Source organism: Phyllobacterium sp. CCNWLW109 (assembly GCF_037203905.1).
Classification (GTDB): domain Bacteria; phylum Pseudomonadota; class Alphaproteobacteria; order Rhizobiales; family Rhizobiaceae; genus Phyllobacterium; species Phyllobacterium ifriqiyense.
On sequence record NZ_JBBCBK010000001.1, the window covers coordinates 620,104 to 637,936 of the forward strand.

At 54.6% G+C, this 17,833-nt stretch carries 22 protein-coding genes; 12 read left to right on the top strand and 10 right to left on the bottom strand.

Going from position 1 to position 17,833, the window contains the following annotated elements; all coding sequences use genetic code 11:
- The first annotated feature begins 49 nt into the window (after nucleotides 1-49).
- The 6 genes from V9K92_RS03085 to pqqE all read left to right on the top strand — a co-directional run bounded on the left by V9K92_RS03085 (nucleotide 50) and on the right by pqqE (nucleotide 3,919).
- Nucleotides 50-559, top strand: a complete 510-nt coding sequence (locus tag V9K92_RS03085; protein WP_336441639.1) for a PQQ-dependent catabolism-associated CXXCW motif protein — start codon at nucleotides 50-52, stop codon at nucleotides 557-559.
- Nucleotides 560-635: 76 nt separating this feature from the next.
- A complete protein-coding gene (locus tag V9K92_RS03090) occupies nucleotides 636-731 on the top strand; it encodes a pyrroloquinoline quinone precursor peptide PqqA (protein ID WP_115053909.1) in 96 nt (31 codons plus the stop codon).
- Between the two features lie 95 nt (nucleotides 732-826).
- The gene (pqqB, locus tag V9K92_RS03095; RefSeq protein WP_336441640.1) at nucleotides 827-1,762 is read left to right on the top strand and encodes a pyrroloquinoline quinone biosynthesis protein PqqB; all 936 of its coding nucleotides are present in this window, start codon (nucleotides 827-829) and stop codon (nucleotides 1,760-1,762) included.
- Nucleotides 1,759-2,514 (top strand): pyrroloquinoline-quinone synthase PqqC, encoded by a 756-nt coding sequence (pqqC, locus tag V9K92_RS03100; protein WP_337353245.1) that lies wholly within the window; start codon nucleotides 1,759-1,761, stop codon nucleotides 2,512-2,514. The genes pqqB and pqqC overlap by 4 nt, the downstream gene beginning before the upstream one ends.
- On the top strand, nucleotides 2,511-2,807 hold the full coding sequence (gene pqqD / locus V9K92_RS03105; RefSeq protein ID WP_336441642.1) for a pyrroloquinoline quinone biosynthesis peptide chaperone PqqD: 297 nt from the start codon (nucleotides 2,511-2,513) through the stop codon (nucleotides 2,805-2,807). Before pqqC ends, pqqD begins: the two co-directional genes overlap by 4 nt.
- Nucleotides 2,807-3,919 carry a pyrroloquinoline quinone biosynthesis protein PqqE gene (gene pqqE / locus V9K92_RS03110; protein WP_336441643.1) on the top strand — a complete coding sequence of 371 codons (1,113 nt, stop codon included), beginning with the start codon at nucleotides 2,807-2,809 and terminating at the stop codon, nucleotides 3,917-3,919. Before pqqD ends, pqqE begins: the two co-directional genes overlap by 1 nt.
- On the opposite strand, the gene V9K92_RS03115 is transcribed toward pqqE, so the two are convergent.
- From V9K92_RS03115 to V9K92_RS03140, 6 genes are read right to left on the bottom strand one after another with little or no spacing between them, the layout of a single operon-like run.
- A complete protein-coding gene (locus V9K92_RS03115; protein ID WP_336441644.1) occupies nucleotides 3,909-4,538 on the bottom strand; it encodes a hypothetical protein in 630 nt (209 codons plus the stop codon). The two genes, pqqE and V9K92_RS03115, sit on opposite strands and share 11 nt — an antisense overlap.
- The gene (locus V9K92_RS03120; protein ID WP_336441645.1) at nucleotides 4,535-5,386 is read right to left on the bottom strand and encodes an ABC transporter permease; all 852 of its coding nucleotides are present in this window, start codon (nucleotides 5,384-5,386) and stop codon (nucleotides 4,535-4,537) included. Before V9K92_RS03120 ends, V9K92_RS03115 begins: the two co-directional genes overlap by 4 nt.
- Nucleotides 5,383-6,189, bottom strand: a complete 807-nt coding sequence (locus V9K92_RS03125) for an ABC transporter ATP-binding protein (RefSeq protein WP_336441646.1) — start codon at nucleotides 6,187-6,189, stop codon at nucleotides 5,383-5,385. Before V9K92_RS03125 ends, V9K92_RS03120 begins: the two co-directional genes overlap by 4 nt.
- 41 nt (nucleotides 6,190-6,230) lie before the next feature.
- Nucleotides 6,231-6,728 carry a hypothetical protein gene (locus V9K92_RS03130; protein ID WP_115053901.1) on the bottom strand — a complete coding sequence of 166 codons (498 nt, stop codon included), beginning with the start codon at nucleotides 6,726-6,728 and terminating at the stop codon, nucleotides 6,231-6,233.
- A 27-nt stretch (nucleotides 6,729-6,755) separates the two neighbouring features.
- A complete protein-coding gene (locus V9K92_RS03135; protein WP_442958583.1) occupies nucleotides 6,756-7,733 on the bottom strand; it encodes a YVTN family beta-propeller repeat protein in 978 nt (325 codons plus the stop codon).
- A gap of 29 nt (nucleotides 7,734-7,762) precedes the next feature.
- The gene (locus V9K92_RS03140) at nucleotides 7,763-8,992 is read right to left on the bottom strand and encodes an ABC transporter substrate-binding protein (protein WP_442958588.1); all 1,230 of its coding nucleotides are present in this window, start codon (nucleotides 8,990-8,992) and stop codon (nucleotides 7,763-7,765) included.
- A 159-nt stretch (nucleotides 8,993-9,151) separates the two neighbouring features.
- Between V9K92_RS03140 and V9K92_RS03145 the strand changes: the two genes are divergently transcribed.
- From V9K92_RS03145 to V9K92_RS03165, 5 genes are read left to right on the top strand one after another with little or no spacing between them, the layout of a single operon-like run.
- A complete protein-coding gene (locus V9K92_RS03145; protein WP_337353246.1) occupies nucleotides 9,152-10,324 on the top strand; it encodes a (5-formylfuran-3-yl)methyl phosphate synthase in 1,173 nt (390 codons plus the stop codon).
- A complete protein-coding gene (locus V9K92_RS03150; protein ID WP_337353247.1) occupies nucleotides 10,321-10,956 on the top strand; it encodes an amino acid kinase family protein in 636 nt (211 codons plus the stop codon). Before V9K92_RS03145 ends, V9K92_RS03150 begins: the two co-directional genes overlap by 4 nt.
- Nucleotides 10,953-11,504: a flavoprotein gene (locus V9K92_RS03155; protein WP_336441649.1), complete on the top strand. Its 552-nt coding sequence runs from the start codon at nucleotides 10,953-10,955 to the stop codon at nucleotides 11,502-11,504. Before V9K92_RS03150 ends, V9K92_RS03155 begins: the two co-directional genes overlap by 4 nt.
- Entirely contained in the window at nucleotides 11,497-12,897 is a 1,401-nt protein-coding gene (locus V9K92_RS03160; RefSeq protein WP_337353248.1) for a DUF6513 domain-containing protein, read from the top strand. Before V9K92_RS03155 ends, V9K92_RS03160 begins: the two co-directional genes overlap by 8 nt.
- The gene (locus tag V9K92_RS03165; protein ID WP_336441651.1) at nucleotides 12,894-13,457 is read left to right on the top strand and encodes a DUF447 domain-containing protein; all 564 of its coding nucleotides are present in this window, start codon (nucleotides 12,894-12,896) and stop codon (nucleotides 13,455-13,457) included. The genes V9K92_RS03160 and V9K92_RS03165 overlap by 4 nt, the downstream gene beginning before the upstream one ends.
- A gap of 13 nt (nucleotides 13,458-13,470) precedes the next feature.
- Here the strand turns inward: V9K92_RS03165 and V9K92_RS03170 are convergent, their stop codons facing one another.
- Entirely contained in the window at nucleotides 13,471-14,535 is a 1,065-nt protein-coding gene (locus V9K92_RS03170; protein WP_336441652.1) for a hydantoinase/oxoprolinase family protein, read from the bottom strand.
- 27 nt (nucleotides 14,536-14,562) lie between these two features.
- On the opposite strand from V9K92_RS03170, the gene V9K92_RS03175 reads away from it, so the two are divergent.
- Nucleotides 14,563-15,261 carry a HisA/HisF-related TIM barrel protein gene (locus V9K92_RS03175; protein WP_336441653.1) on the top strand — a complete coding sequence of 233 codons (699 nt, stop codon included), beginning with the start codon at nucleotides 14,563-14,565 and terminating at the stop codon, nucleotides 15,259-15,261.
- Between the two features lie 137 nt (nucleotides 15,262-15,398).
- Here the strand turns inward: V9K92_RS03175 and fae are convergent, their stop codons facing one another.
- From fae to V9K92_RS03190, 3 genes are all read right to left on the bottom strand, one after another.
- Nucleotides 15,399-15,905: a formaldehyde-activating enzyme gene (fae, locus tag V9K92_RS03180; protein WP_115054086.1), complete on the bottom strand. Its 507-nt coding sequence runs from the start codon at nucleotides 15,903-15,905 to the stop codon at nucleotides 15,399-15,401.
- Nucleotides 15,906-16,058: 153 nt separating this feature from the next.
- Nucleotides 16,059-16,922 (bottom strand): triphosphoribosyl-dephospho-CoA synthase, encoded by an 864-nt coding sequence (locus V9K92_RS03185; protein WP_336441654.1) that lies wholly within the window; start codon nucleotides 16,920-16,922, stop codon nucleotides 16,059-16,061.
- Nucleotides 16,919-17,833, bottom strand: a complete 915-nt coding sequence (locus V9K92_RS03190; protein ID WP_336441655.1) for an ATP-grasp domain-containing protein — start codon at nucleotides 17,831-17,833, stop codon at nucleotides 16,919-16,921. Before V9K92_RS03190 ends, V9K92_RS03185 begins: the two co-directional genes overlap by 4 nt.

Below are 17,833 nucleotides of genomic sequence, written 5' to 3' on the forward strand. Positions count from 1 at the left end.
AGGAGGGCAAAATACGGTGTGGACATGGTTCGGTTTTTGGGCGGTTTTGTTGGGGTTGTCTCAAACGGCTGCCCTTGCGGACGATACCGTTTCCGAGCCCGCAGGCTATAGGCTGGAAAACTATAAGGCACCAGTGCCTGCAACATTGAAGGGCGCGCAGGTTGTCACGACTGAGGAGGCCATCGCATTGTGGAAGAGCAAAGCAGCTGTCTTTGTCGATGTACTGCCTCACGATCCAAAGCCGGCAGCTCTTCCGCAGGGTACGGTGTGGAGGGAAAAGGTAAGGGAGGATATTCCCGGCAGCATCTGGCTCGCGAATGTGGGTTATGGCGTGATTAACAGCGAGACCGAAGCCTATTTCCGTAAGGGGCTGATATCCCGGCTTGGAGACGACAAGCGGCGAAAGATCTTGTTTTACTGCATGGAGAATTGCTGGATGTCATGGAATGCAGCCAAGCGGGCGGTGGAGTGGGGATATGAGGCGGTTCTCTGGTATCCGTTGGGTACGGATGGCTGGGTTGCAGCAAAGCAGCCGACACGGAAAAATGAACCCTATTAATTTCAATCCTGCGCCAAGAAGGCGTATGGTAACGGAGAAAGATCAATCTTTGGTCTTTGTGTAGAAGGAGGAAAGCATGAAGAAGACATGGAAAAAACCTGAAATGTGCCAGGTTGCTGCCGGCATGGAATTGACACGCTATTTGCCCGCAGAATTAAAGGCAAAGAAGTAGCAGCCGGCCGCCCCGCGCAAGATGCTCGCGCGGGGCGACGACTTCTGATTGAATGCAAGGCCGGATGAATTCTGGCAATGAGGAAATACAGCCTGATGCGATTAAAGATCATTGGTTCCGCAGCAGGTGGCGGTTTTCCCCAATGGAATTGCAATTACCGATTGAGCCGTGCTGCATGGAATGGCCAAGCCAATGTTCGCGCTCGGACCCAATCGAGTCTTGCCGCAAGTGCGAACGGAAATGATTGGATATTGTTCAATGCTTCTCCGGATATTCGCCAGCAAATTGCTGCAACGCCGGAACTGCAACCCAAGCCTGACGGCCCGCTGCGCTCGACACCCATCAGGGCTGTCGTACTGACAAATGCTGATGTCGATCATATTGCCGGGCTGCTGAGCATGCGCGAGCGTGAGCCGTTTGTGCTTTATGCTTCGCGCCGCGTTCTTGATGTTCTCGACAGTAATTCGATTTTCAAAGTTCTTGACCGGTCGATAGTGGAGCGGCGGGAGCTTGTGCTGAACAGGCAAACAACGATTGTCGGCACTGATGCAATGACGACGGGAATCACTGTCGAGACCTTTCCGGTGCCCGGGAAAGTAGCATTGTTTCTTGAAGATCCGGCATTGGGCGACAATAATTTCGGCACACAGGACGGCGACGCGGTCGGTCTGAAGATCTCATCGCCCGACGGCGCTGCGGCGTTTTACATTCCCGGCTGTGCCCGCATAGAAGAGTGTCTGAAAGCGAGGCTGACCAATGCGCAATGTCTGTTGTTCGATGGAACGGTCTTTACGGATGACGAGATGATCCGTGCAGGTGTCGGTGTAAAAACCGGAGCACGTATGGGGCATATCCACATCGCTGGAGACGATGGTTCCATGGCTGCGATCGGTGCGCTTGGGATCAGGAAGCGGATATATGTGCACATCAACAATACAAACCCGATTCTGGATGCCACTTCGCCCGAACATGCCGCTGTGGTGCGGGCCGGTTGGAAGGTTGCATTCGACGGTATGGAGATCCAGCTGTGAGCGAATTTGATGATGCGGCACGCAATGGCTTGTCACCCCGCGAACTGGAAGCCGTTCTCCGGGAGGTTGGCGCTGCCCGTTATCACAACAAGCACCCGTTTCACCATCAGATGACAGGCGGGGCCCTCACCAAGGGGCAGATGCAGGCGTGGGCGCTCAACCGTTACTCCTATCAGTCGGTTATTCCGCGCAAGGATGCAGCAATCCTCATGCGCTCCGAAGACCCGGAATTCCGGGCGCAATGGCGCAAGCGTATCGAAGATCATGACGGTGATGACGGTTGGAATGGCGGAATTGCGCGCTGGCTCAAGCTGGCAACGGGACTGGGCCTGGATGCAGACATGGTCAAGAGTGAGAGGAAAGTTTTGCCGGCTACACGATTTGCCGTTGGCGCATATCTTTCCTACTGCAGCAACAAAACGATGCTGGAGGCGGTCGCCTCATCGCTCACCGAATTGTTTTCACCCGTCATCATAACCGAACGCGTGCCCGCAATGCTGGCAAAGTATGACTATATAACAAAGGACATCCTGGCCTATTTCGACAAGCGTCCGGCGCTCGCCTCCCGCGATTCGGATTTCGCGCTGGCTTACGTGATGGAGCATGCCAATACTCCCGAAAAGCAGCAGGCAGTGATCAATGCTCTTGTATTCAAGTGTGATGTATTATGGGCCATGCTTGATGCCCTGTCCCATGCCTACGGACAAAAGGGCAATATTCCCCCCGGCGCTTTCGTTCCGGAGGTATCATGAGTGAGGCCCGCATCCGTGCGATCGTATCACCGAAGTCGCGTCCAGCCCTGAAAAAGCATGCGAGGCTGCAGTACGATAAGGTGCGCGGTGCATGGGCTTTGCTGTCACCAGAACGGATATTCTGGCCCAACGAAGTCAGCCTTGACATTTTGCGGCTTTGCAACGGGCGCAATGAGGTTACGCAAATGATTGCCATCCTTGCAGACCAATACGGAGCGGATGAAACAGAGATCACTTTGGATGTAACGGGCTTCCTGCAGGAATGGTCCGACAAATTTTTGGTGGAGTTGTAATGGAACCTGTACTTCCCCCCATAGGTATGCTGGCAGAGCTTACCCATCGGTGTCCGTTGCAATGTGCATATTGCTCCAATCCTGTTGAGCTTCTCAAGGCTAACCGCGAAATGGATACCGGCGGCTGGATTTCACTCTTCGAGCAGGCCGCGGATCTCGGTGTGCTGCAGGTGCACCTTTCGGGCGGGGAGCCGACATTGCGGACCGATCTTGTGGAACTTGTCCGTTGCCTTGCCCGGCGGGGTGTATACACCAACCTCATTACCGCCGGTGTTGGAATCTCCGAAGGGCGCATTGAGGCGCTGGCCGAAGCCGGGCTCGATCATATACAGCTCAGCTTTCAGGGCGCGTTTGCCACCACGACGGAGAAAATCGGAAACGCTCGCGGGGCTCACGAGAAGAAAATTGAAACTGCCCGGCGCGTAAGGGCAACAGGGTTGCCGTTGACAATAAACGCCCCCATCCACCGTCATAACATGAACGAGGTGCCGGATTTTATTGATCTTGCGCTTGATCTTGGAGCCGAACGGCTGGAGATCGCCAATGTGCAATATGCAGGCTGGGCGCTCCTTAATCGCGATGCTCTCATGCCGCAGCGGGCTGCGGTAGAGCGCCAGGTGCTGATCGTTGAAGAAGCACAAGAGCGGTTGCGTGGCATAATGACCATTGATTTTGTCACACCCGATTACTTCGCCATCTACCCCAAACCCTGCATGGGCGGCTGGGCACGGGATGCTTTCATGGTTGCTCCGGATGGAACCGTCTTGCCATGCCATGCTGCCGCTACAATCAAGACCTTGCAGTTCGAGCGCTTTGGAGACAGGCCATTGAGTGAGATATGGCACGATTCTGCAGCGTTCAAAGCGTTTCGCGGTACAGACTGGATGCAGGAACCCTGCAGAAGCTGTGAGCGCAAGGAGATCGATTGGGGAGGGTGCCGCTGCCAAGCTATGGCCATTGCCGGTGATGCTGCTGCGAGCGATCCCGCATGCATCAAGTCGCCGTTCCATGATCGGATGGGAGCGTTGATCGACCAGGCCACCGGTAAGAAATCATCTGACGGCACATTTGCCTATCGCCGAATAGGGCGTATGAGTGAGCCTATGGTCTGATCAGGGCTCGGGTAATCGTCTTCGATAGTCCATAAAGACGCTGTTCGATGATGATGGGCACTTCGCAGACATAAGTCAGCGAATGCACCCGCTCGTCATAGATGCGTGTTTCCCATGTCAATCGTTGATCGAGTCGATCAAGTTCTTCTGGGTCCGTACCGGGCTTGGCGCGCAGCGCATCAACCTTGGAGGCTTCCCGGCGCAGATCAACCGCCATATCCCTCTGCTTTGCCGCATAACGGGAAATCCCCGCCATAACTTGGACGCGCTCACCGTTAAGCGTATCGAACAATCCCTGGAACAGCAGAAACATCTTGCTGTTGACCTCCTCCTGCGGGAGACTGTCGGCAAGTTCAGTGATCCGTTTCTGCGCATCCTCGAGCGGTAAACGCCGTGCTGCAAGCTCGCTGACCAGTTCCTGGATTTGCGAATCTGTATTCCATTTTGCCGCCGCTTCGGGGATATCCGGACCATCCCAGACCTGACCAATCGAAAGAGCAGGAACCTTGCGTTGAATGCAGGGCCAGCTTGGATCGTTATTGGCTGCAGCAAAAGCTGGAAATATGGACGCCGCACTGGCGCACAGGACGATCATGGCTCCCAAGGCAGTCCGGGTCATGTGTTGCCTCCTTCTTGTTTTTTGACAACAATGCCTCTTGAGGGGTCGTAGGCAATAATTGCTCCAGCGATGAAGAGAACTATAAAACAGCAAACGACAGCCAGAGACAGCCATTCGATCTGCCCGTAAAATGCAAAGCGGATTAATTCTACAGCGTAGGAGAAAGGGTTAAGCAGGCATATCTTGTAAAGAAGGGGGCTCGATTCCTGTACGCGCCAGAGCGGGTAAAGTGCGGATGAAGCGAAATACATCGGGAAGATCACGAAATTCATGATACCCGCAAAGTTTTCCAACTGCTTGACCAGGGAGGAAAGCAGCATGCCGAGAGCACCCAGCATCATTCCCGAGAGGAACAAGGCAGGCAAGATCAGAAAGTAACCCTGTACCGGCGCTTTCACATCCCACAGCCAGGCCACAAAAAGGAAAGCGTAAACCTGGATGATTGAAACCGCGACGCCAGCAAGCAATTTGGAAACCAGAAGGAACCAGCGCGGAAACGGGCTGACGAGCAGGGTACGCATATTGCCCATTTCACGGTCATAAACCATGGACAGCGATGACTGCATTCCGCTGAACAACAGGATCATCCCGCATAATCCCGGTGTGATATAAACCTCATAAAGTACGTAGGTCTGATAGGGTGGGATGATTGAGACACCCAGCACTTGACGAAACCCGGCCGCAAATATGAACAACCACAACAAGGGCCGCACCAGAGAGGAAACAAATCGCTCGCGCTGATTGAGATAGCGCAAGCCCTCGCGGACAAGAATGCCTTTCAGGCATGTTAGATATTGCACGGTGCCAAAACGATTGTGCGGAACATTGCCTGCTGTGGCCTGACTCATAATTGCCTCCCCGTATCGAGCGCCAGAACGCCTGTCAGCCGGGAAAAGGCCTCATTGATCGTCTGCGCTCCCGCATCCTTTACCACTTCGCCCACTGGTCCGTTCGCGACGAGCCTGCCCTGGTTGAGCACGATGATCTGATCGGCGTAGGCAACCTCATCGATGAGATGCGTAGCCCACAGCACGCTTATGTTCTTTTCCTGGACGAGCTTGCGAATGTCGGCAAGGATCGTTGCGCGGGATTTGATATCCAGGCCCACTGTTGCTTCATCGAGGAGAAGCAGGGAAGGTCGGTGGATCAATGCACGAATGATTTCCACTCGCCTTATCTGCCCACCCGAAAGACTGCGGGTCTTTTCATGCAGCCTGTCGCTCATATCGATGGACTGCATGAACTCGTGGATGCGCCGGTCTGCATCCCGCTTTCCTATCCCATGAAGCGAAGCGTGGTACGACAGGTTCTGGTATATGGAAAGATCAAGATCAAGCGTGCGCGCCTGAAACACAATACCCAAGCGCCGTAATGCATTGCCGGGTCTGCGGTCTATATCGTGGCCGAACACGTGGATGTGACCATGACGCGTTGCGTAAAGGTGGCTGATAAGGGAGAAAAGTGTGGTCTTGCCGGCGCCGTTCAATCCCAAAAGCACGGCAAAAGTACCAGGCGCTATCGAAAACGTGACATCGTCAAGCGCCTGGCGTTTACCATAGGAATAACTCACCGAAACCAGCTCGAGCGCCGGGACATCGGTTTCAGGCAAGGGTGTGCCGGGAGTGTGTTTCAGTCCGGCATTCGTAACCATCAAAATTCCCCCTGGTCGTGTGCAATTGCCTGTCACGGCTGCTATTTGATAGTTATTGTACCCTTCATGCCTTTGTCAGCAAGGTCGGGCACCGACCATGTATACTTGCCCGGACGCACGGCGGTAAACTGGACATTGATGGTGCCGGGCGCATCAAATTCCAGCCAGGCCGGGGCGCCGTTCATATGGACTTCAAGATCATTGATGACGATCTGGTTCATCCAGACATTCCTGAACAGATCGGTTGCAAACTTATATTCCAACCCTGCCGCGGACGTGATCTTCCAACGGTATCCCTGTCCTGCCACCAGCTCGAAATCCTTCTGGTTTACGGTAAACTCATCATCTTTTGAGCCAAGGATGAGCTCCGGCACGTTTTTGCTGGCGCGGGTCACGGCCGGCGCCTTGGCCTGCGTCTCCGTCTTCGGGGCAGCCTGTGCGTCATCGTCATCATCGTCATCGGCCTGTGCGAATGCCGGCGATTGAGCGATCAGAACACCAAAAAGTGCCGCCAATGCCAGTGTCTTGTAGTTGGTCATTTGTCTATCCTCCCTTGAAAGCTCATGTCAGTTCGGCGATACGGCAACGCCCCACGGCAATTGTCCGACCGTGACGGATTTGATCGGTTCGTCGGTCGCAGTGTCGATGAAGGTAATGTCATTCGATAGGCCATTTGTGCTGATGATCGTTTTGCCATCAGGCAGGAAGGCGAGCTGCCATACACGCTGGCCCACCAGTATATATTTTTCCACCTCGTAGGTTTGCGTGTTGATCACGGCAACACGATTGGCAGGGCCCAGTGCCACATAGGCTTTTTTGCCATCCGCGGCGATGCGTATGCCTACGGGCTGGATTTGCTCGGAGCGCAGGCCCTGCACTTCAAAGGTGATCTTGTGTTTGACTTCACGCGTGTTGTTATCGATCACCGAGACGGTGCCGCCGATTTCCGCCGAGACCCAGACCTCAGATCCGTCCGGTTTGAATTCGGCAAAGCGCGGGCGGGAATCCACCAGGACATTATCGGTGATTTCATGCGTCGAGGTATCGATGAAATGAGCCATGTTGGTGGTTTCAGAGGTGTTGACAATGGTTTTTCCGTCGGGACTGACCCCCATTCCTTCAGGTTCTACCCCCACCGGGATCTCGGCGATAACGGTTTTTCCTTCAATGTCGATCGCGGTCACCAGATTGTCATCCTCATTGGCAACGTAAAGCGTCTTGCCATCTGGTGACAGGACGAAAAGTTCAGGATCCGGCCCTGACGGCAACGAACCAACAATCTCGTTGGTGGCAGCATCTATGATCTCGACTGTATCGTCGTCGCTGGCACACACGTAAATGAGTTTTCCGTCGTGAGATATTGTAATGCCGCGCGGCCTTTGTCCGACATTGATCGTCTTGACCACCTCCATGGTTTTGGAGTCAACGACGGTGACCGTATTGTCCTTTTCGTTAGACACGTAGACCATGTTTGCCCAGGCGGGCTGTATAAGAAACGGCATTGCTGCTGCGGCCGCAGCAAGCAGGCACATGTGTCGGTGCATTTTGTCCTCCCCTTGAAATTGCGTTGTGATCAAAGCCGGCACTTTGTCTCTGGCCGATCCACTCCCAGCGTGTCGAGTTCCGAAAACTGATGCAGAAACCCTTCCTGGGGCGATGTCGAGACAACTCCGTCAGCGTCGCCAATCAGGATTGGCTGCCTCAGCTGCCAGTTCCAGTCGCGGAAGCTGAGCTTTTGTCCCTTGAAGGCTGCAATCGAAAAATCCTGCGATTTAAGGTAATCCTCAACCTGTTTTGGGTCGTTGGATTTGACGCGCGTTGTTGCCTCGCCAAGAATGCGTACAGCGGTCCAGGCCTGCATGTCTTTGGAAAGCATCCGGCGGCCGATCGTTTTGTTGAAGCGGTTCTGGATCTGGGTTCCGCCCCATTGTTCGCTGGCCGGATGCCAGCTGGACGCGATCAGACCGGCCGTTCCGGCGACGGGTCGGGGTGTCCATGTGCGATAGGGAACATAGCTGCCGAAAACTTCGCTTTCGTCTGCGACGATGACAACATCATGCTCCGGTAGGTTCTGGGTGAAGACCGGCATCTGCTTTTGCACCTGCACGATACCACTGTCGGTTCTGCGGGCAGTCCCCTTATCTTCGTATATGCGCTCTTCAACGATGGTTGCGCCAAATCGTGTGGCTGCCCGTCGTACTGCTTGCGCATAAAGCCCGTCCCGTTCATGGGAGCCATAAAGCAGAACCCATTTGCGCCATTGTTTCCACACCAGATATTGCGCCAGTCCATCGGCCAACATTGTCCGTGTGGGCGCTGTGTGAAAAATATCGGCGCGGCATTCCTCCTCGCGCAGGATATCGTCCGTTGCGCCAACATTGAACAGGACGACACCCGCTTCTTTTGCAATGTCCGCAACGGACAATAGTTGCTTTGCGGAAATGTCGGTCAGGATGAAACGGTCACCCCGGCTCACCATCTGCCTGAATGCGGGGACCACATCGGCATCGAACTTTGTTTCCAAGACGTCCAGCACAAAGCTTTGGCCAAGAAATTTCCCCGTCGTGTTGTTGTCGTTGACAGCGACATTCGCACCGGCAACCCCTTCGTCATGGGGTGGAACATTCAGGACCGAAAGCGCCAGTTGCGGCTCATAAGCGCGCAGATAGCCAATCCGGGTTTCCATGACGGGCTTTGCTGCCTTGTTTGTCAAGGAACTTTGAGCGTATGGCTCACAGACGTTGACGAACTGCAAAAAAAAGCCGAATAAAAACGTGAGAGTGATTGGCACCGTACTCTTCATAACCATACCATTCATACATGCCGCCATTCATGTGATGGCGGTTGATCAAGAACAGAGGTGCCCAAAAATGGTTGTAAACAACCCCGCTATAATCTCAACCCTTGATGTCAGCTTTTCTTTCAAAACAGACGGATTTCGTCGTGCCCGGGGTGTGCTGTGATGGCAAGAATGTTGGCCAGTGTTCAGAACCGCGAGGAAGCCGAACTCGTCTTCCAGAGCGGGGCGGATATCATCGACCTGAAGAATCCGGCAAAGGGGGCGCTTGGTGCCGTTGATCCCGCCAAAGTATTGGAAGTTATTGATTTTGTTGATGGGAGGTGCGCAGTGAGCGCCGCCTGCGGCGACCTTCCGATGGACCCTGAAATCATCAGGGCGACGGCCGAGCGTTTTGCTGCCACGGGTGCCGACTATATCAAGATCGGCTTTTTTCCGTCTCCGAATTTGAGTAGTTGCATGGAGGCACTGAGATCTCTTGCTACACACAATAAATTGATCGGCGTATTGTTTGCCGACTACAAGGACAAATATGGCAGTGACCTGTTTGACCGGCTAAAGGCAAATGGCTTCCACGGTGTAATGATTGATACCGCAGACAAGTCCAAGGGACGTTTGCTCGCTCATATGGCGCCCGACCAGATCGGCAATTTTATCACGGAAGGCCAGGCGCGCGGATTGATGGTCGGAGTGGCGGGATCGCTCGAAGCTCCGGACGTTCCCAGGCTTCTGGCTTATAGTCCGGACTATCTCGGTTTTCGCGGCGCGCTGTGTTCGGGGCGTGACCGCACTGCGGCCATCGATCTTCGTGCCGCAATAAAAATACGCGGCCTCATTCCCGCCGTGCAGGAGAACGGGCCGCCGGCCAGGGTCGACTACAAGCTGCTGGCTGCCCGGGGATATTATCCCGATCCCGCACAGGCTGGACTTGGCACCGACAAGATATTCGTTCGTGCCTTTGTCCTGCCTGTGCAGATCGGGGCATACAGCTTCGAGCACGGGAAATCCCAAAATGTCAGTTTTGATGTCACGGCTGATGTTTTGCGTGTAACCCGAAACCCCGAAGATATGCGTCATGTTGTATCCTACGACCTGATCATGGACGGGATTCGCGCTATTGTGGGCCGTGGACATGTGGAATTGGTGGAAACGCTTGCAGAGCAGATCGCTTCCTTCATTCTTGAAAATCCGCGGGTTACCCAGGTCACGGTGCGTGCGGAAAAACTTGAACTGGGCGCCGGGGGCGTCGGCGTGGAAATCGAGCGCAAAAATGAAATAAAAGCCTCGTTGGTCAAGCCGAGGGGCGCTCCTGTCCAGATCGGGCACAAATTGCCATGAAACCTGCCATCGTGAAACTTGGGGGGAGCACGGCCGGCGAAACGCAGATGCAGCATTGGATCGATGCCATCGTAAATGCGGCATTTCCGGTCGTTATCGTGCCGGGTGGCGGACCATTTGCCGACCAGGTGCGGATATCGCAGCGCCGGCTCGATTACTCCGATCAGGCGGCCCATGCCATGGCGATCCTTGCCATGGACCAATTTGGTATTGCCATTGCGGAACGTCATCCCAGCCTGCGTATGGCGCGCACAGTTCACGAAATCGAGGCATTCCTCTATATGGGGCACACGCCGGTGTGGCTTCCCTCGACGATGACGATCGGCGCTGCCGATATTCCCTGTTCATGGGATATCACCTCGGATAGTCTATCTGCCTGGCTGGCTGGCCTCTTGAGCGCTGACGATATGCTTCTCATCAAGCAGACGGATGAGTATCAGCATTTTTCAACGCTCGAGGAGCTTGCGGCGGCCGGTATTGTCGATGGCATGTTGACGGCCATGCTCACCGGCGATATCCGCGTTCATATTGTGGGCCCGCAAATCATGAATTGGCTCGATTTGCCGTTGACGAAGATACCGGGCAGTTTAATCCTGCAGGACAGACAAATTGAAGCGATGAGCCTGCGATGACCCGACTGCATACACCGCGCTGGGCTTGGGCGCTGACAGGCTCAGGACATTTCTTCATCGAGAGTTTCGAACTGATCCGCACCCTCAGACATTGCGATGTCTTTGTCTCAAAGGCGGCCAATGAAGTGTTGCGCATGTATAAACTTGAACTGGACTTTCCCGCCACGACGCGCGTTCTCCACGACAAGACTGCAAGTTCCGTACCCGTCGGCGGCTTTTATTCGGGTGTGTATCATACGGCGGTCATTGCCCCGGCAACCTCGAACACTGTGGCAAAGTGCGTGGCCGGGATATCGGATTCGCTGCCGACCAACGTATACGCGCAAGCGGGAAAATGCCGGATACCCAGTATCGTTTTCGCCTGTGATACTGCGCCTGAACTTGAAACGATGGCCCCCGGCGGCATGGTAAAGGTCTATCCCAGACCCATCGATCTTGAGAATACGGGAAAACTCAAGCACTACGAACGGACGCTGGTTGTGGAATCCCTGGCCGAGCTGGTGGAGGTGATCGAACGCCGTCAAAGCGAGCTTGGTGGTGATGAGTGAACACCTGATTTTCGTTACCGGGCATCTGGCTCATGCAAGACTGGAGCGCATTCTTGCGGGCATCGATACGTCTGCCTTCACTTATGAGATCGTAGATATAGGGGTCAAGGTTGCCGCCCTGATGACCGAAGATATCATCGTGCGGCGCCTGAAAATGCCGATCAAAGCCGACCGCATTATTCTTCCGGGCCGCTATCGCGGCAAGCTTGACAGTTTGAGCCAGCACTACGGCATCGCGTTCATGCGCGGTCCCGATGAAGTCGCCGATCTGCCGGCCTTTCTCGGGCGGGCAGGAAAACCGGTGGATTTATCCGGCCACGACATGCGGATATTTGCCGAAATAGTCGATGCATCATCGCTTTCCCTGGATGAACTTATGCGGCGGGCAATACAGTTGGCCGATGCCGGTGCCGATGTGATTGATCTGGGCTGCCTGCCTGAAACACCCTTTCCGCATCTTGCCGGTGCCGTGCGCAGCCTGAAGAAAAAAGGCCTGTCCGTCAGTATTGATTCAGCCAATGTTGAAGAATTGGAGACGGGCGCGGCGGCCGGGGCTGATTTTCTTCTCAGCTTGAACGAACATACCCTGCAACTGGCAACCAGATATCCCGTTACGCCGGTTCTCGTTCCCGCCGATGCTGGCGATCTTGACTCTCTTGGCAGGGCAATCACGGCTGCGCAAGCCGCAAAGATCAGCTTCATTGCTGATCCCGTGCTCGACCCAATTCACTTCGGTTTCAGCCAGTCGATCGGGCGGTTTTTGGAGGCGCGCCGCCGCTGGCCCACCATTCCCATGATGATGGGTACAGGCAATCTTACCGAACTTACCGATGCCGATTCATCCGGTGTCACCGCTCTGCTTGCAGGAATCTGTTCGGAGCTTTCGATCGGCAATGTACTGGTGGTCAATGTCAGCCCGCATACCGTCCGTACCGTCGAGGAGCATGATCGCGCCCGCCGTATCATGTTCGCGGCCAAACAGGATCATTCCCTGCCTCGCGGTTATGATGCCGGGCTGCTGCAGGTGCATGACCGCAAACCCTATCCCAGCAGTGTACAGGATATTGCCACCCTGGCTGCTGATGTGCGCGATGCCAATTTCCGGATCATGACGGCGCCTGATGGTGTGCATGTGTTCAATTCCAAGGGGCACAGCGTGGAACAGGATGCATTCGAGTTTTTCCCCGCTCTGGGCGTTGAGGCAGATGGCGCGCATGCGTTTTATCTGGGAGCGGAATTAACAAAGGCCGAGATCGCATGGAAACTTGGCAAGCGCTATAGTCAGGACGAACCACTTGAATGGGGTGTCGGCACACCGGTCAAACCAAAAGATCGCCTCAGGCTGGCGGAAGCGGGACATACGCTTCGTGGAAAAAAGGACAAGACGACTTGACCTATATCAGGGAAACAATCGTCACAACCATGAGTGGCGACGGCATTATCCACATTGCGCCGCTGGGCATTATCCAGCATGGTCAAGGCTGGATAATAGCACCGTTCCGACCCTCAAAAACCCTGGAAAACCTGGCGGCCGTGCCTTTTGCCATAGCCAACTACACCGATGACATGAGAATTTTCGCCGGTTGTCTTACCGGCCGCAAGGATTGGCCGACGGTCCCGATAGATGATTGTCCCGTTCCCAGACTTAAGTCAGCCCTAAGCCACTCTGTCCTCGAAGTGGTTTCCGTTGAAAATGATGAATTGCGGCCCCGGCATATCTGCAAGGTTATATCAGAGGCGATACATGCTCCCTATACGGGGCTGAACCGTGCCAAGGCGGCGGTTCTGGAGCTTGCCATTCTGGTCAGCCGCCTGCAAATGCTACCGCCCGAAAAGGTTGCCGCAGAGATAGACTATCTGAAAATCGCTATCGAAAAAACCGCGGGTCCGGACGAGCTTGAGGCATGGTCATGGCTCATGCAAAAAGTCACGGATCAGCAACCGGCAAGTTAATGGCAAGGTAGGGTCACGATTGCAGATGAATTGAGCCGAGAACGGCGACTGCCGCGGCCGGCGCCGCCTTGGCGGCTGCTTCACGGACATTGTCGCTCGCCGGTATCAATGTGCCAAAATCAAGATAGGGCCGGTTTAATCGGTTGGCCAATGCAGCGACCTGCGGACGGCCGATCCCTGCACCCACCACGGGGGCGGAGCCATCAGGTCCAAGTATTTGTGCAACACGAAAAGCACCGTCGTGGATCATGCGTAGCTGGTGCTCGCTGAACCAACGTGCAATCTCCATCCATTCTTGATCATCGAGATCGCTTCGATCCCGTCCAACCATTCTGGCTATGCGCTCCATGGAGTCCGCCAGGGTTTTCGGTCGACGATCGGCAGACGGATATTTGTCATCCGTCTCTTCAAGAGTGCCCAGAATGCGGCCAATGTCGGCGGTGTTGGCGAAATATTCATTCATCAGGGGTGTCATGGCACCGCGCACGGGAACCAGCGCTGCTATGCCGATGAGTGCCGAACGGGAAAATCCAGTGTAGACCAGCTCGCCGCTGAGCAGTCTCTCGGCATCCGTATAGCCAATATTGGCCAGTTCAGAATTTTTAAATGCCAGAATATCCGTTGTCGTTGAGCCCATATCAACAAACAGGCCATTACCGGCCAACTTTGCGGTGAGCGAGGATGTGGCGTGCCAGTTGGCTGAAGCAATGTCGCCGCCCAGTTTGCGCGCGGCGCTGATTGAGCAGAAGTTCGCGCGGCCAGCGTAAATCAGTGTGTTGTTGCTACCAAACTCTTCTTCGATAAAATCAAGCAAGGCTGCGATGCCCGCATCCCGCGAAGCGAACGTATCGGAAAGTTCACCAGTCATAGTAAAGATGTTGAACACATCTTTTTGCGGTACAGGTTGGATTGCACGCAGGGCATTGCGCGTTTGATCCAATCCCAGCCACAGAGGTGTTTTGAAAATTTCAGCCGAAACGATCATGCCGTTTTCGCACCGCGCCATCTTGAGATGCGCACCGCCAATATCCCAACCATTGATCAGGGGCTTTCTTTCGTTGGCAAATCGGGATTTCATGGACAGACTGTTCCTTGGATTCTTAACGTGCATATCATTCCAGTACTCGACATTAAAGATGGGTTTGTTGTTCGTGCTCGCATGGGTGAGCGCGAATGCTATCGCCCGATTGAGACACCCTTGAGTCAAACGGCCCGGCTGCCGGATGTCGCCAACGGCTTGCGGACAGTCCATCCATTCGAAGCATTTTATATTGCCGACCTCGACGCAATTTTGCACCGTGACTCAACAGAGACCGTCTTGGCCAGGATTGAGCCTCTCCTCGACAGCTACAAAATATGGCTCGATGCCGGTTTTTCGCAGTTGCATCAGTTTGAGACAATTTTGGCCAAGAGGGGTATCTGCCCCGTTCTTGGGTCTGAATCTCAGCAAGATGCATCCGTGCTTCGAGCTTTGCGCAACCACGCACAATTGGTTCTGTCGCTGGATTTTCGCGGTGATGAGTTTATCGGACCTTCATCTATTCTTGAAAGCAATTTAGACTGGCCCGAGCGCATTATCGTTATGACCCTTCGGCGCATTGGAGCCGGTATCGGGCCGGATTTCGACCGGCTAAAAGCAATCAAACAACGAGCCGACGGGCGCATTGTCATGGCTGCAGGTGGTATCCGAAATATCCACGATCTCGAGCGCCTGGAGGAGATCGGCATTTCCGGCGCGCTCGTAGCGACATCACTGCACGATGGAACATTGAACCGGCAGGCGATTGCCAGTCTCCTCCAGTGATTATAGTCAGACAAGGATTGGGAAGAAATTGCCATTTCCCCCCAATCTTCAGTTCAAAAACCCAGACGTTTTGCCAACCGGCGCAACAGGCCATCGGTTTCGACAGAGGGCGAACTCTGTGCGGGGTTGTCTCGTGTCTAAGCGCTGAATGGATGCTTGACTGAATCGCGGGCTGCAGTTGCTTCCGCCGCTGTAGGCTTGCCGGTCACCGCCCTTTCGATGGCTTCCTTGGTCGCGCGATAGTTAAAGTCCTGGATTTTGGCATCATCCTCTGCTTCCCAGTGAATGAAGACGCCAACGCAGATAAAGACATCATCGGCTTCGTCAGCCGGGATTGTGCCATCGGCAACACTGTCCTGAACAGCCTTCGCCACAGCATGCTGTGCGGGACCGAACATCTGGACAGCCTGCTTTGCTCCTTTAATGGTCACCTTGTTGAACAGGATCGTGTTCGGTTTGCAGGCCATATTGGGCGCTATGACCGCAAGAAGAGACGTAAACCCGTCCTTGTTGTTGGTCAGAGCATTGCAGAATGCTGTTTCAACTGCGCTGCCACGCGGCCCGATCAACAGATCGATATGCGCAACTTCATTCCCATCGCCAATCAGCGATTCGCCAACCATAACTTTATTGATTTTTGCCACGGCCAAATTCCTCCCTAAACCGTTTCCAAAAGGTATGTCCACAGACGCCGTACACTCGAGACACGACTCTCGATGGACAGCTATCCTTGTTCACAGCACCCTTGGATGGGGTCGGTTGGCCAGATAGCAGCGGATGAAATCCGCTGCTTAAATTCAAGCATTAACATGGCCATTATGCAAGAGCCAGTTGAGTTTGAATGCAAAAAGGCATGCCACGGTCAGGTCTGCCGATGTTCCAGGATTGACGTTTGCAGCCTTTAGCCTGGCATCAAAGGAAAGGAGCAGTTTTTCACGCTCCCTGCCATCTCGAATGCCCCGTACTTTATCCAGGATTTGCCGCGCTTCATTTCTCGTCTGTTCAGCGATTGCGACACTGTGCTTGCGAACGATGTGACTGTCCACAAAGTTTGAAAGGAAATGAAGGTAGACAAAAACGGTCGGCCACATGTGCTGCTCACCACAGTCCATTGCAGCCATATGTGCCCGAAGCCCTCCATCAAGAATGTCGGAAAAATCGGTCACATATTGCCGAGCGATCATGTCGCGGTCCGCAGCAGCTCCCATTGCTTCCAGCAGTGATACGTCGGGCGCATCGTTGACATCGTGCTCGGGCGCTGAACCAAGCCCGCCCGGGCGCGCATGCACAATGGCGGCAAATATATTGCGGGCGTCCTCTGTACCCAGGCTTTGCAGGGTCGCCTTTATCCCGGTTTCAAGGTCGCCTGCCGACATTTCAGCAGTTTTCGCCAAAGGCGCACAAAGGAGAAGAATTCCAAGATTGGTGTTCGTACCGACCTTGAGCGACGTCGCCTTGACGGCATCCAGAATCCGCTTTCCAACGGAAAGGGCGCGATTGGATATCGGGGCTGCAGACACTTGTGCACTGGCCAGGAATTGCTGGGCAGTCATACGGTGGCCATCGGCAAAACGATGCACATTGCCTGGCTTCAGAGCCTCGATTTCCTGATAGCACGCATAGATGTAGGCTCGCCTGACCTGTTGCCTCGTCAAAGTCACGCCGCAGGTCTTTCGGATAAACCTGGCGCAATCATGGAGACAAGGGCATCCGCAATGCTTTCCGCGATCCGTATAGGAACGACAGACTGCAATCCGGTCCAGGCGGGCATGCTGTTCACCTCGAGAATGAGAAGCCTGCCATCCGATGCCGGAATAATGTCAACTCCGGCAAAGTCGGTCCCGATGGCGGCAGAGGCGGCAAGAGCCAGCTTTTCCAACTCCGCCCGCAATGGCCCGACGACAGTCTGTCCTTTCCCACCCTTGGCGATATTGGTTATCCAGCCTTCGGCGCGGCGTTCCATCATGCCGAGCACCTTGCCGGCACAAGTGAAAACCCGGTAATCGCAGTAAGGTGCACCCGATCGTGCCACGAAACGCTGCAGATAATAGACATCGTCAATTTCTTCCGGATCGGGCAGATCGTCAATGTTTTGAATAAGCCGGATTCCGCGCCCCTGCGAGCCGAAAAGCGGTTTGAGCACCAGTGGTCCCTTGGTCAGCTCGCGCACTGCCACGGCCCTGGCATTGGCGAGGCTTTCCACGGCAAAGGTTTCGGGAGTTGGCAAGCCAGCCTGTGTGAGAAAGAATGTGGTCGTGGATTTGTCGACGCATCGCTCGACGGCTTTTGCCGAATTCCACACGGGCACGCCGAGATGAGCGAGCGCATGCAAAACGCCAAGCCTGCGGGTGATTGCTTCAAATGTTCCTGAAGAAATCGAACGCACAATAGAAGCATCCGGCAGAACGCCATTCATGCCAGGGATCGCAATGCCGGAGGGGTAGCGGCTGTCAAAGCCGATATCCGAAAGCGGATAGGTCAAAACGGTTATGCCACGCTTACGCAGTGCCGTCCGGAGTTCCCTGACTTGCCGGTCGATCCGGTCGGAAAGAATGAGTATCGTTTCTGCCAT

Excerpts from the sequence above, each read along its gene's own strand:
- V9K92_RS03120 (WP_336441645.1), bottom strand. The coding sequence starts at position 5,386 with ATGAGTCAGGCCACAGCAGGCAATGTTCCGCACAATCGTTTTGGCACC.
- V9K92_RS03140 (WP_442958588.1), bottom strand. The coding sequence starts at position 8,992 with ATGAAGAGTACGGTGCCAATCACTCTCACGTTTTTATTCGGCTTTTTT.
- V9K92_RS03090 (WP_115053909.1), top strand. The coding sequence starts at position 636 with ATGAAGAAGACATGGAAAAAACCTGAAATGTGCCAGGTTGCTGCCGGC.
- V9K92_RS03125 (WP_336441646.1), bottom strand. The coding sequence starts at position 6,189 with ATGGTTACGAATGCCGGACTGAAACACACTCCCGGCACACCCTTGCCT.
- V9K92_RS03155 (WP_336441649.1), top strand. The coding sequence starts at position 10,953 with ATGACCCGACTGCATACACCGCGCTGGGCTTGGGCGCTGACAGGCTCA.
- V9K92_RS03190 (WP_336441655.1), bottom strand. The coding sequence starts at position 17,833 with ATGGCAGAAACGATACTCATTCTTTCCGACCGGATCGACCGGCAAGTC.
- V9K92_RS03145 (WP_337353246.1), top strand. The coding sequence starts at position 9,152 with ATGGCAAGAATGTTGGCCAGTGTTCAGAACCGCGAGGAAGCCGAACTC.
- pqqD (WP_336441642.1), top strand. The coding sequence starts at position 2,511 with ATGAGTGAGGCCCGCATCCGTGCGATCGTATCACCGAAGTCGCGTCCA.
- V9K92_RS03160 (WP_337353248.1), top strand. The coding sequence starts at position 11,497 with ATGAGTGAACACCTGATTTTCGTTACCGGGCATCTGGCTCATGCAAGA.
- V9K92_RS03130 (WP_115053901.1), bottom strand. The coding sequence starts at position 6,728 with ATGACCAACTACAAGACACTGGCATTGGCGGCACTTTTTGGTGTTCTG.
- pqqB (WP_336441640.1), top strand. The coding sequence starts at position 827 with ATGCGATTAAAGATCATTGGTTCCGCAGCAGGTGGCGGTTTTCCCCAA.
- V9K92_RS03150 (WP_337353247.1), top strand. The coding sequence starts at position 10,321 with ATGAAACCTGCCATCGTGAAACTTGGGGGGAGCACGGCCGGCGAAACG.
- V9K92_RS03135 (WP_442958583.1), bottom strand. The coding sequence starts at position 7,733 with ATGCACCGACACATGTGCCTGCTTGCTGCGGCCGCAGCAGCAATGCCG.
- V9K92_RS03115 (WP_336441644.1), bottom strand. The coding sequence starts at position 4,538 with ATGACCCGGACTGCCTTGGGAGCCATGATCGTCCTGTGCGCCAGTGCG.
- pqqE (WP_336441643.1), top strand. The coding sequence starts at position 2,807 with ATGGAACCTGTACTTCCCCCCATAGGTATGCTGGCAGAGCTTACCCAT.
- V9K92_RS03170 (WP_336441652.1), bottom strand. The coding sequence starts at position 14,535 with ATGAAATCCCGATTTGCCAACGAAAGAAAGCCCCTGATCAATGGTTGG.